This window comes from Quisquiliibacterium transsilvanicum, assembly GCF_014202215.1.
Taxonomy (GTDB): Bacteria; Pseudomonadota; Gammaproteobacteria; order Burkholderiales; family Burkholderiaceae_E; genus Quisquiliibacterium; species Quisquiliibacterium transsilvanicum.
Map to the genome: position 1 here is coordinate 256940 of NZ_JACHGB010000003.1, position 12536 is coordinate 269475.

Sequence of the window (12536 nt, forward strand, 5' to 3'; positions counted from 1 at the left end):
GGTCCATTGATGACCAGGTGGCCACGCAGCAGGCGCGTGAGGCGCAGTACGGCAGCATCGGCCCGATCGTCGGCCCCAAGCCCAGCGTGGGCAGTGTGGCCGGCGGACTGCTGTCGGACCTGGTGGCCGGCGGCAAGGCGGCGCGCGCCGGCATCAACCAGATGGCCGGCGACATCAGCGGGTCCGAGTACCTGCTGGACAAGGCCAAGCGCGAGGCCGCGCAGGCCGAGCTGATGCGCGCGGTGAACACGCCCGAGTTCGAGAGCGAGACCGCCCGGGGCATCTATGGGGGCCTGTCCAGCACAGTGCGCCAGCTGCCCGCGATCGCGGCGGCCGTGGCCACACGCAACCCCAACATCGCGCTGGGCGGCATGGTGGCGCCGATGGTGCCCGAGGAATACGGCAAGTTCCGCCAGCGTGGCGCCGACCCGCTGGCCGCCCTGGCTGGCGCCGCGGGATCGGCCGCGACCGAGTACGTCACCGAGAAGCTGCCCATGGGCTTTCTGGTGCGGCAGTTCGGCCGTGCCGGTGCCGGCCAGTTCCTGACCGGCATGCTGGCGCGCGAGGTGCCCGGCGAGCAGCTGGCCACGCTGGTGCAGGACGCCATCGACACCGCCGTGGCGAACCCAGACAAAACCTGGGGCGACTACATTGCCGAGCGCCCGGGGGCCATGTACCAGACCCTGCTGGCCACGATCACGCAAACCGGCGTCATGGGTGGCGCCAATGCGGTGGCTGGCCGACTGGCCCGGCAGGCTGAGCCGCCCACCCCGCAGCCTGCCGATTATCAGGACGCAGTGGCCCGGGTGTTTGGCCGCACCGCGCCGCCGGCACCCGCGCCCGCCCCCCAGCCCGCCCCGGCGCCGCAGCCGGCGCCCGAGGCCGAGGTGGTGAGCCGCATCCTTCAGGCCATCGAGCAGACCCAGAATGTCCCGAACCTACCGCCCGCCCCACGAGCCCAAGCCGAAGCCCCGGCAACTCAAGCGCCAGCGCCAGCAGCAGTCGATGCAGCCGCGCCCGCTGGAGTACCCGCAGAACCTGCCGCCCCTGACGTGGAAGCCGCTAGGCTGACGTTCGATGACCTGGTGCCCGACCTGACGCCGAAGGAGGTGCGCACCGAAAACAAGGACGGCAGCGTGACGGTGGCCACGTGGACGCCGCAGGCCGATGGCCGGTTTGTGCGCCAGGTCCGCACCGAGCCCGCGCCCGACGTGTCGAAAAACACGCCGGAATTGAACACGCCGCCGGGACCTGTACAGAAATCGCCGGAAATTGAACAGGTGGATGGTGCCCTCACGGATGAGGGTACCAAGCAGCCCATCCTGCAGAACCGCAACCGGGCCACGCCATCGAGCATCGCGCAGATGCAGAGCATTGCGGCCCAACCCGACTACGGCCGCCTGGGTTTTTCGCGCGACTTCGCCAACGGCGCCCCGGTGGTGGCCGGTGGCCAGGTGGCGCCCGAGCAGCTGGGCCGCCAGGATGTGGCCGTGGCCAGCGACGGCCGGCGCATCCCGGTGCAGTACGCGGTGGTGGAGGCGGCCGACGTGTTGCCTTCCAACCAAGCCGATGGCACGCCCAACGCCGACTACGGCAACCAGGCGGTGCAGCGCATCCGCGCAATTGCCGGCAATGGCCGCATCGCCGGCCTGCAGCTGGCCTACCGCAAGGGCACGACGCCCGGCTACCTGCAGGAGCTGGCGAACGACACGCTGCACGGCGTGAGCCCGGGCGTGATCCGCGGCATGCGCGCGCCGGTGCTGGTGCGCGTGATGCCCGCCGACCAGGTGACGGCCGACATTGGCGACGTGTCCAACACCGTCGGCAACCTGAACCTGTCGGCGGTGGAGCAGGCCAACAACGACGCCCAGCGGGTCAACCTGGACGCCCTGCAATTTGCCGAGGACGGCAGCATCACGCCCGAGGCGGTGCGCCAGTTCGTGCGCGCGATGCCGCAGGCCGAGCAGGGCGGACTGATCGACACCAACGGCCAGCCGACCAAGCAGGCGGTGGACCGCATCAATGCGGCCGTGTTCGCCAAGGCCTACGGCAACGACCAGCTGGTGCGCCTGTACGCGCAGGCCCAAGACCCCGAAGCGCGCAACGTGCTGTCCGCCCTGGCGCAGGTCGCGCCGAAGATGGCACGCCTGGAAGGTGCTGGCGCGCTGGACATCCGCGGCGTGGTGACGCAGGCCGCCGAGATTGCGGTGAACGCGCGGCGCGAGGGCAAGGCCCTGTCGCTGGCGGCGCGCCAGCTGGACATGGCCGCCGACCCAGATGTGGGCGCGGTGCTGGAGCTGTTTGCGCGCAACCCGCGCAGCGTCAAGCCGGTGGTGGAGGCCCTGAGCCGCGCGGCCGACTTTGCTTACACTGAGGCCAACAAGCCGGGCGAAGACATGTTCGGGGAAGTGCCCCGCGCAGGCCGCGCCGACATCATCAACCAACTGGGCCCGCAAGATGAACGAGCAAGCCAAGAAACTCTGGAAGACCCCGCAGGGCGGCAGCCTGCTGGGCAAGATGCTGGACGGCAAGCCCCTGAGCCCGCAGGACCAGCAGCACCTGCAGAAGCTGAAGCAGGCCGACCCGCCGAAGCCGAAGGGCTGAACGACGGCCAGGACTGGATGACCGCACTGTTCGGCGGCGAGCAAGAACAGACAGCCAACCAGACCCCTGCATTCACACCGAGGCGCGATCCGGCCGCTCTGAGCGCAGTGCTGGCCGATGCCAAGCGCGAAGCGGAAGCAGCCCGCGACGACTGGGCCAGCCGCACTTACAAACAGAACCGGACGCAGGTAGAGCTGCGCGGTGACGGACCATCCCGGCAGGATTCCAAATCGGTTTCGGCCATCAACGAAAGCCGGCGCCAGAAGAACATTGAGGCGCTGAATCAGGAAATCGCAGCCATTGAGCGCATGGAGCGCATGCTGGCCAGCGAGCAGTCAGCCAGCCGCCTGCTGGACATCCTGAACAAGACGATGGAGCAGGCCGAGCAGGCGGTGCAGAACCGCACCGCCGTGGTGGGCAAAACCCCCGCCGAGGCTTTCGAGTACCAAATCCTGCAGCGCCTGGACATCAAGCCCGCGCAGGGCGCCTTTACATCCAACCGGGTGAGCAAGGCATTGCTGGCCTACCTGCAGGGCGAGCAGCAAGAGACTGTGCAGCAAGAGGCCGCACCCGAGCCCCTGCTGACCGCGCCCACCCCCGAGGAAGTCACCCAGCGACTGGAGCGACTGGAGCAGGCCGAGGCCGAGCGCAAGGCCGCCGAGGCCAAAGCAGAGCAGGACGAGCGCGAGCGCCAACAGCGCGCCGAGATTGCCCGGCGCAGCGAGGCCGCGGCCGACACGTTCGAGCTGGGCCAGGACCCGATGGCCAACCTGACCGGCCAGGGCGACATCTTCAGCGCGCCAGCAGAGCCCGGGGACGCGAAAGATTCCGGGCCTGAAATCCCGGCAAACGAAAGTCGCTCAGCCCCGCCCGCGGATGCGCGCCCGAGCGCACCGGCAAAGCCCATCGAGGACTTCGGCGAGAAGCTGGGCGGTGCGCGCAAGGACCGCGCGCCGTCCCTGTCCGCAGACCTGACCGACGAGGACATTGCCACCAAGCCCTTCAGCCAGATTTGGCCGGCGGCCGAGGTGGACGGCATCGAGGACAAGTTCGCCGCGGCGGTCGCGTTTGCCGCCCGCGCTGAAGTGCCGGCCAAGCCACGCGTGGCCTACAAGGTCAAACGCTGGGTGGAGAAGGTCAAGACCGTGCGCGAGCTGGCCCGGATGATCGTGGATGGCGACATCACCCCGCCGGACTTCATGGCCCGGCTGCGCCAGAACCCATCGCTGAACGCCTTTGCCGACAAGGTAGAGCTGCTGGGTGCGATTGACCGGACGCAGTGGAGTCGCATCGGGGAGGTGGAGGCCTTCCCAGACGCCTACCGCATGGAGGACGACGGCAAGCGCGTGCCCACACCGCTCACGCGGGTGCAGATCGACGGCAAGACCCACAACATCCCCGCTTCAAACATTGTGACGGCGATCGACCGCGTGGACGAGCTGCTGGCCGGCGAGGCCGAGGCGAAGAAGATGCAGTTCGAGATTCGCCAGAACACGAAGACCGGCGAGGTGTTCATCAACAAGAAGGGCGACAAGGAATACCGCAAGCTCCAGACCTTCGCGGATGCCAAGCAGGCCCGCGCCTACATCAAGGACAGCTACGACGACCTGGTGGCCGCATGGGAGGCAGTGAAGGAGAGCGACAACGTCAAGAAGACGGACGTGCGCGGCGAGGTCAACCGGCCGCGCACCGGCGCCGATCGACGTGGCGGGCAGGATGTGACGCCTGAGCAGTTCAGCGAGACCTTCGGCTTCCGTGGCGTGGAGTTCGGCAACTGGGTGGGGCAGGGCGCCAATGCCAAGGAGCGCCAGGGCATGCTCAACCAGGCCTACGACGCTTTGCTGGACCTGGCCGAGATCGTTGGCATCCCGCCCAAGGCCATTTCGCTCAATGGCTCGATGGGTCTGGCGTTCGGCGCGCGCGGCAGCGGCAAGGCGGCGGCGCATTTCGAGCCCGGCAATCTGGTCATCAACCTGACCAAGACCAAGGGCGCCGGGTCGCTGGCGCACGAATGGTTCCACGCGCTGGACAACTACTTTGCCCGCCAGCGTGGCGGCGAGGTGCCGATGCAGCGCGGCGTCAATGCGCAGCAGGCCTATCGCACCAACAACTACATCACCTACCGGCCCGAGCCGCTGTACATCCACAAGACCCAGCGCAGCACGCCGATCACCAAGGCGAAGCTGCAGCGCTACCACGAGCAGAACCCGAAGTCGGCGTATTACGACCCCGACAACTGGCAGGTGGACCCGCGCCACCCCAACGGTGTGCGCCCCGAGGTGGAGCGCGCGTTTGCCGAGCTGGTGGAGGCGCTGGATCAGTCGCCCATGGTCCAGCGCGCGGCATCGCTGGACAAGGCGCCGGACGGCTACTGGTCCCGCATCATCGAGCGCGGCGCCCGCGCGTTCGAGAACTACGTCATCACCAAGATGATGGAGAAGGGCTACCAGAACGACTACCTGGCCAACGTGCGGCCGGTGGACGAATTCCCGCGCAGCCGCGAGCGCTACCCGTACCTGCTGCCCGAGGAAGTGGCGCCCATTGCAGAGGCCTTCGACAACCTGTTCGGCACCATCGAGACCAAGGAAACCGACCGGGGCGTGATGCTGTACGAGCCCGATGCCTCCTACAATGCAGAGGCACCCCGGCGCCCCTACACCGATGACCGACAGCTCCAACTCTTCCTTGATAACGGACCTGACCGAAGCCAGGCAGGCCCGCGTGGAGAAGCTGCCCAGCGGGAGGCCGTTGCCGCCGTGGACGACCTACGATCCACCGAAACCGTACTTGGCCTTGCCCTGTCGCGTGATTACGCTGCCCGCCAGCGAGTCAGCCTCGTCGGACAAAAAGTAGAGAGCGCCGAGGACCTGGCCATCCTGGCCCAGGTGTACCGCGACCCCCGATTCGAGACCTTCCGTGTCGTGTTCGTGAACGACGCGGGCAAGGTGGTTTCACAGGTGGGCCTGACCAGCCGACTGCCTGCATCCGCTCAGGCCATCATGGGCAACGACCTGGAAGGCTACCTGCGCGACCTGTCAGCTACCGCCCGCAACCGTGGCGCCACCGGGTTCTACATGCTGCACAACCACCCCAGTGGAATCGCGGCCCCGAGCATGGCGGACCGATCCATCACCCAGCAGTTTGCGATGCTGATGCCCGCGCTGCAGTTCAAGTCGCACGTGGTGATCGACACGAACGAGTATTCGACCATCGACGGCAAGGGCCGCAGCGAAACCCTGAAGAAGGACTTTGGCCAGCCGGCCCCTTATCGCGCGCAGGAATGGGAGGACGTGAAGATCAGCGGCCCGGACGATGTGATGGCCATGGCCAAGCGCCTGCAGGTGGACTGGGACGCTGTGACGCTGATCCACACCGACAACCAGTACAACGTGAAGACCATCAGCACCATTCCGTCGAACCTTGCGGTGGGTAACCCCGAAGCCCTGAAGAAGCACGTGCTGAAGGCTTCGCTGAAGGTGCGGGGCTCGCAGGTTTTTGCAGTCGGCCGCAATGTGCTGGCGCTTTCCCGCATGAACGGCTTGGTGGTGGACGGCATCTTTGTGCACGACGATGGCCGAGTCAGGAGCTTGCGCAGCGAGGGCAAGATCGGTGGTGGCCAGCCGTTCCCGGAGAGCCGCCGCACCCGCGTGAGCCCCGACACCAGCCCGGAATTCGCCTACCTGCGCGAGGATGCGCAGCAGGCCACCACGCGGCGCGTGGCCGAGGATGGCCCGGAATACGGCAGCCAGCAGCCCAACGCCAACCGGGACGCCCTGGGCCGCTTCAAGTTCCGCCTGGGGGAGGTGGCGCTGCACAAGCTGGACGCCGTGACCCGGCCGCTGCAGGAGCGGTTCGGCATGCGCATGGCATCGCCCGAGCTGCGCCGCCAGCTGCGCCAGATGAAGGCGACCATCGAGGAAGCCAAGCGCGCGGCCGTGGACGTGGCCAAGGAAATGAGCGCCATGCCCGAGGCCGACCGGGCCATGGTGTCGGACATCGTGGAAAAGATGATCGCGCCTGGCGTGGTGCCACCCGAGCACGCGGTGCGCGTGGCCGACGCGATCACCCGCACCATGGACCAGCAGACCGACGAGCTGGTGGCACTGGGCATGTTGAGCGCCGACAGCGCCGACCGGTGGCGCGGCCGCTACCTGCCGCGCATCTACAACCGTGAGACCGAGCTGCAGGACGATCCGCTCATCAAGCGCCTGTTCAAGACCGGCACGCCGACCATGCAGGGCATCGGCGGGGGCTCGCTCAAGGGCCGGGGCCTGTTCCAGGACGTGAGCGTGGACGCGGTGGACCAGTGGCTGGCCATGGGCTACGAGGTGCGCGACCCGCACTGGAAGCTGGTGCAGGGCAAGCTGGAGCTGAAGGACCCGAACGCGCCGCAGGTGGCGCGCGACCAGGTGACGGTGTGGCGCGACTGGACGCCCAGCGAGCGGGCGCAGATGGGCGAGAACCGGGACGCGCTCTACCGCTTCGTGCAGGGCTACACCGCCATGCAGCGCGACATCGCCCTGGGCCGGCTGTTCAACAACATCGCCAACAACCCTGAGTGGGTGCGCCGTTCGGGTTCCGATGGCTGGGTGCAGGTGCCGACCACCGAGATCCCCGACACCGGCGGCGTTAAGCGCTACGGCAACCTGGCGGGCCTGTGGGTGCGCCGCGACGTGATGAGCCACCTGACCCAGTTCGAGGAAGCGGCCAACGACACGCTGCAGCTGTACCGCGAGGCCCTGGGCCTGTGGAAGGAGGGCAAGACTGCGCTGAACCCAGTGGCTCACTTCAACAACGTGATGGCCAACGTGAGCATGGCGCACTTCGCCGGCGTGTCGTACTGGGATGGCCACAAGTACGTGGCCGCGGTGCGCGACCTGGCCACCGATGCCGCCATGGTGGACGAGGCCCGCAAGGTGGGGCTGTTCACGGGCAGCTTCACGAAGGAGGAAATGGTCCAGGCCATGCCGCCCGAGCTGCAGAAGCTGATGGAGCTGGACGAGGGCCGGGCGCGCAAGGCGGGCAAGCAGGTGATGAACGCGCTGACGTTCTGGCTGCGCCGGCCGCTGCGCGATGCCTACGAGTTCGAGGACTCGTTCTTCAAGTACCTGATCTACCGCGATGCGCGCCAGCAGGGCATGAGCCCTGAGGACGCGACGGACTACGCGCTGCGCTACATCTTCACCTACGACGACCTGCCGAGCGGGGCGCGCAAGGTGCGGGACTACGCCATCCCGTTCTTCAGCTGGACCTACAAGGCGGCGCCGGCGCTGCTGCACACGGCCATGGTGTACCCGTGGCGCTTCATGGCCCCGGCCGCTGCGCTGCACGGCATCAACCTGGTGGCCTATGCGCTGGCCGCGGGCGACGAGGACGACAACTGGCTGGAGAAGATCGCCAAGGGCCGCGAGCTGGAGAAGGAAGAGCGCGAGGCGCTGCCGGAGCGCAGCCAGGGCATGGGCCTGCTGGCCAACCCCAAGACCATCCGCCTGGGCACCGACAGCGTGACCGGCAACCCGGTGTTCTTGGACGCTTCGCGTGTGGTGCCGGGCGGCGACATGTTCGACATGGTGAACCAGGCCGGCGGCCTGCCCCTGCCGGCGCCGCTGATGCCGAACCACCCGGTACTGTCGGCCTTCAGCGCCATGATCGCCAACAAGGAAATGTTCATGGGCCGCGAGGTGACGGACAAGAACGACACCGGCCTGGAGGCGGCCGAGAAGCGCGCCAAATGGATGGCCGGGTTCATGCTGCCGGCGGTGGCCCCCGGAGGCTACCACTCGCAGCGCATTGCCGACGCCGCGGCCAACGCGATGGACACGGTGATCACCGTGCCGGGTTTTGGTGAGTTCACCGGCGTGGACCGGTCCGGCCAGCCGGTGCAGCCCAAGTTCGCGGCCATGCAGACCCTGGGCATCAAGGCGCGGCCGGTGGACCTGGAGCTGGAGGCGCAGCGCAAGCGCGCGCAGGAGGCGGCCGTCATCAACTCCATCGCGGCCGAGGTGCGCAGCATGGCCCGCCTGTACCAGCGTGGCGCGGTGTCGGACCGCATGATGGAGCAGACCCGCGAGAAGGCGCGCGAGAAGATCGAGCGCGTCCGCGAGGACGAGTGACAAATGTCCGGCCGCTGTGCCGGGCAACTGAAGAATGGGCGCATCTGAAAGGACGCCCATGAAGGTTGACCAGTACATCGAGGCCCTGATCGCGCGCGAGGGCGGCTACGTGGACCACCCGGCCGATCGCGGCGGCCCCACCACCTGGGGCATCACCGAGCAGGTGGCCCGGGCCTACGGCTACCACGGCCGCATGCAGGACTTACCGCGCTCGGAGGCCAAGGCCATCTACCTGGAGCGCTACTGGGAGGCCCCGCGGTTCCACCAGGTCAACGACCTGAGCGCGGCCGTGGCCGAGGAGCTGCTGGACACCGGCGTGAACATGGGCACCGGCGTGGCCGCCCGGTTCCTGCAGCGCGCCCTGAACGTGCTGAACCAGGAAGGGAAGCACTACCTCGACATCGTGGTGGACGGCGCAATCGGGCGCATGACCCTCGCCGCGCTGCGCGCCTACCTGGGCGCCCGCGGCAAGGACGGCCATGTCGTGCTGCTGCGCGCGCTCAACGCCCAGCAGGGCGTGCGCTACATCGAGCTGGCCGAGGGCCGGCCCAGCCAAGAGGCGTTTGTGCACGGCTGGCTGCTGCACCGCGTGGCATGAAAGGAGACAGCATGGACCCGATTTCGCTGGCCATGGGCTTGGCCCAATTCGCCCCCCAGATCATCCGCTGGGTGTCCGGCAGCGACAAGGCTGAGCAGGCCGCCCGCCAGGTGGTGGACATCGCGCAGGCCGTGACTGGCAAGCCCGGCCCCGAGGCGGTGGAGGCGCTGCAGTTCGACGCCAAGCTGGCGCTGGAGTTTCGGCGCGCGGTGATGGACCACGAGCTGGCGATGGACGCGGCCTACCTGCAGGACCGCCAGCACGCGCGCGCCACGCACCGCGACCACTGGATGCCCTGGGTGCTGACCCTGACGCTGGCCGCGATGGTCGCGCTGCTGGTGGCTGGCCTGTTCGCGCTGCCCACGCCGCCCGAGAACCGCGAGGTGGTGTACCTGATCGCCGGCCAGCTCATCGGCGCCTTTGGCACGGCCGTGGCCTACTGGCTGGGCTCCAGCCGCGGCAGCGCCCAGAAGCAGACCTTGATCGAGCGCATGCAGCGATAACCCGCCTTCATGACCGCGAAAGCCACGCGGCGCGCTGGGGCGGGATCAATTCCAGCGCGGGAACCTGCCAGGGCGGCCCTGGTTATGGCTGGAGCCGATAGCGCAGGTTGAAGCCTTCGGGTAGTCGTATTCAACCAACACTGGCGGCCAAATTGGCGGCCATTCGGTTAACCCCTTGATCCTGTTTGGATTAATTCGATCTTGTAGCCGTCAGGATCTTCAACGAAGGCGATGACCGTGGTGCCATGCTTCATCGGGCCGGCCTCGCGGACCACCTTGCCGCCGCGCGCGCGGATCTCGTCGCAGGCCTTCCCCGCATCGGGAACCTCGAGCGCGATGTGCCCATAGGCGGTGCCGAGCTCGTAGCGGTCGACGCCCCAGTTGTAGGTGAGCTCGAGCGCCGCGCCGTCCTTCTCGTCCTGGTAGCCGACGAAGGCCAGCGTGAACTTGCCGTCCGGGTAATCGTGCCGCCGCAGCAGGCGCATTCCGAGCACCTCGGTGTAGAAGGCCAGAGAGCGGTCGAGGTCGCCGACCCGCAGCATTGTGTGGAGCAGTCGCATGTGAGCTTTTCCTGAATCCGGTGGCGCGCACGCCGGGCACCGGACGGGGCCCGGTGGTCGCTTGAAGGCGTATTCTCCCCCGTCTCGCGGCGCGTCGCGCTGCGCCCTGCCTGCGCCGCCGATGAAGAAGATCCGAATCGCCCTCTGGGCCATCCTGCTGCTGCCCACTGCGCTCTGGTTCGCAGCCGATTCGCTGCCGATGCCGCCGGTCGGGTGGTTCTCCTTCCGGACCCCCTTCGTCCAGCTCACCGGCGTCCTGGCGATCGTCGCGATGAGCGTCGCGATGGTCCTGGCGGTGCGCCCCCGGCGCCTGGAACCCCCGCTGGACGGCCTCGACAAGATGTACCGGCTGCACAAGTGGCTGGGCATCGCCGCGCTGGTGCTTGCAGTGCTCCACTGGTGGTGGGCGCAGGGCACCAAATGGATGGTCGGCTGGGGCTGGCTGGTCCGTCCGGAACGCAAGGGCGCCGGCACCGTGGAGCTCGGCGCGATCGAGCAATGGCTGCGCGGCCAGCGCGGGCTGGCCGAGACGATGGGCGAATGGGCCTTCTACGCGGTTGCGGCGCTGATCGTCGTGGCGCTGGTCCGGCGCATTCCCTACCATGTGTTCGCCTGGCTGCACCGCTGGATTTCAGTGCCCTACCTGGTGCTCGCCTTCCACACGGTGGTGCTGACCCAATTCGACTACTGGAGCCAGCCGGTGGGCTGGCTGGTGGCTGCCGCACTTGCCTGCGGCACGGCGGCGGCAGTGGTCGCACTCACGCGCCGCATCGGCGCCGGGCGCCGGGCCTCGGGAAGAATCGAGTCGCTGAACTGGTATCCGGAGCTCAGGGTGCTGGAGACCGCCATCCGGGTCGACAGCGGCTGGGCCGGCCACGCGGCCGGTCAGTTCGCCTTCGTCACCAGCCGCAAGGCCGAGGGGGCGCACCCCTATACGATCGCGTCCGCCTGGGATCCGGCCGACCCCCGGATCGTCTTCATCACCAAGGCGCTCGGCGACCACACCGCACGGCTCCATGAGCGCCTCACGGCGGGCATGCCGGTGCTCATCGAAGGCCCCTACGGCCGCTTCGACTTCCGCGACGAAAAGCCCCGCCAGATCTGGATCGGCGCCGGCATCGGCATCACTCCCTTCGTGGCGCGGATGAAGCAGATCGCGCGCACGCCCGGCTCGCAGGCGATCGATCTCTTCCACCCGACCGCCGACTTTTCGCAAGCCGCCATCGACAAGCTGAGCGCTGACGCGCGCGCGGCGGACGTCCGTCTGCACCTGCTGGTCGACAAGCGCGACGGCCGGCTCGACGCCGAACGCATCCGTGCGGCGGTGCCACAGTGGCGCGAGGCCAGCGTCTGGTTCTGCGGACCGGCGGGATTCGGCGAAGCGCTGCGCCGGGACTTCGTCGCCGCGGGGCTATCGCCGGACGACTTCCACCAGGAACTGTTCGAGATGCGCTGAAGGCGCTGCCGCGTCGAGGGGCCGAGCGCCGGGAAGGCGAGCGCGCTATCCCGCCTTGCGGAAGGTCAGGTTGATCCGCCGCGCGCCCAGCAGCGGATGCTCGCCGGGCTTGAGCGGCAGCACCCCGTGAAAGCGCAGGCGGTCGATTCCGCCCCAGACCGCCACGTCGCCGTGGAACAGCGGCACCCGCGCCGCGCGGTCGGTGCGGGCGTCGCCGCCGAACAGGAACACCGCCGGCAGGCCTAGCGAAACCGACACGATGGGCGCGGAAAAATCGCGCTCATTGCGGTCCTGGTGCAGGCTCAGGCGCGTGCCGGGCAGATAGCGGTTCACCAGGCAGGCGTCCGGGACGAAGCCCGCGAAACCGGCCTGCGCGGCGGCCTCGCGGGCAAGCTCGAGGAAGACCGCGGGCATCGACGGCCAGGGCTGGCCGGTGTCGGGATCTTCCGGGGTGTAGCGATAGCCCCGCCGGTCCGAGGTCCAGCCAAGCGCGCCGCAGTTGGTCAGCGCCACCGACATCGTGAAGCCGCCGGGCGTGGCCATGTGCCTGAAGGGCGCGCGGCGCGTGATTTCCTCGAGCGCGGCCAGCAGACCGGGCACCCGCGGCAGCGCGAACCCGCGCAGCACGAAGGACGCTGCGCCGAGGGGCTCGCGGCCGCCGGCCAGCGGAAGGGAATCGAAGAGGTCCGCCGTCATCGGTGA

At 68.4% G+C, this 12536-nt stretch carries 6 protein-coding genes; 4 read left to right on the forward strand and 2 right to left on the reverse strand.

Annotated features, from left to right (window positions below; genetic code table 11):
* The first annotated feature begins 551 nt into the window (after positions 1-551).
* From HNQ70_RS07800 to HNQ70_RS07810, 3 genes are read left to right on the forward strand one after another with little or no spacing between them, the layout of a single operon-like run.
* Positions 552-8717: an LPD5 domain-containing protein gene (locus HNQ70_RS07800; RefSeq protein WP_183966028.1), complete on the forward strand. Its 8166-nt coding sequence runs from the start codon at positions 552-554 to the stop codon at positions 8715-8717.
* Positions 8718-8775: 58 nt separating this feature from the next.
* Positions 8776-9315 carry a glycoside hydrolase family 108 protein gene (locus HNQ70_RS07805; RefSeq protein WP_183966030.1) on the forward strand — a complete coding sequence of 180 codons (540 nt, stop codon included), beginning with the start codon at positions 8776-8778 and terminating at the stop codon, positions 9313-9315.
* A gap of 11 nt (positions 9316-9326) precedes the next feature.
* Positions 9327-9818, forward strand: coding sequence for a hypothetical protein (locus tag HNQ70_RS07810; protein ID WP_183966032.1), 492 nt, complete (start codon positions 9327-9329; stop codon positions 9816-9818).
* Positions 9819-9985: 167 nt separating this feature from the next.
* Here the strand turns inward: HNQ70_RS07810 and gloA are convergent, their stop codons facing one another.
* Positions 9986-10378, reverse strand: a complete 393-nt coding sequence (gene gloA / locus HNQ70_RS07815) for a lactoylglutathione lyase (RefSeq protein WP_183966034.1) — start codon at positions 10376-10378, stop codon at positions 9986-9988.
* A 121-nt stretch (positions 10379-10499) separates the two neighbouring features.
* On the opposite strand from gloA, the gene HNQ70_RS07820 reads away from it, so the two are divergent.
* Positions 10500-11834: a ferredoxin reductase family protein gene (locus HNQ70_RS07820; RefSeq protein WP_183966043.1), complete on the forward strand. Its 1335-nt coding sequence runs from the start codon at positions 10500-10502 to the stop codon at positions 11832-11834.
* Between the two features lie 45 nt (positions 11835-11879).
* On the opposite strand, the gene alkB is transcribed toward HNQ70_RS07820, so the two are convergent.
* The gene (gene alkB, locus HNQ70_RS07825; protein WP_183966045.1) at positions 11880-12530 is read right to left on the reverse strand and encodes a DNA oxidative demethylase AlkB; all 651 of its coding nucleotides are present in this window, start codon (positions 12528-12530) and stop codon (positions 11880-11882) included.
* Positions 12531-12536 lie beyond the last annotated feature (6 nt).

Bases quoted from the DNA above. Each gene is read 5' to 3' on its own strand.
- HNQ70_RS07800 (WP_183966028.1), top strand. From the start codon at position 552: ATGCTGGCGCGCGAGGTGCCCGGCGAGCAGCTGGCCACGCTGGTGCAG.
- gloA (WP_183966034.1), bottom strand. From the start codon at position 10,378: ATGCGACTGCTCCACACAATGCTGCGGGTCGGCGACCTCGACCGCTCT.
- HNQ70_RS07820 (WP_183966043.1), top strand. From the start codon at position 10,500: ATGAAGAAGATCCGAATCGCCCTCTGGGCCATCCTGCTGCTGCCCACT.
- HNQ70_RS07810 (WP_183966032.1), top strand. From the start codon at position 9,327: ATGGACCCGATTTCGCTGGCCATGGGCTTGGCCCAATTCGCCCCCCAG.
- HNQ70_RS07805 (WP_183966030.1), top strand. From the start codon at position 8,776: ATGAAGGTTGACCAGTACATCGAGGCCCTGATCGCGCGCGAGGGCGGC.
- alkB (WP_183966045.1), bottom strand. From the start codon at position 12,530: ATGACGGCGGACCTCTTCGATTCCCTTCCGCTGGCCGGCGGCCGCGAG.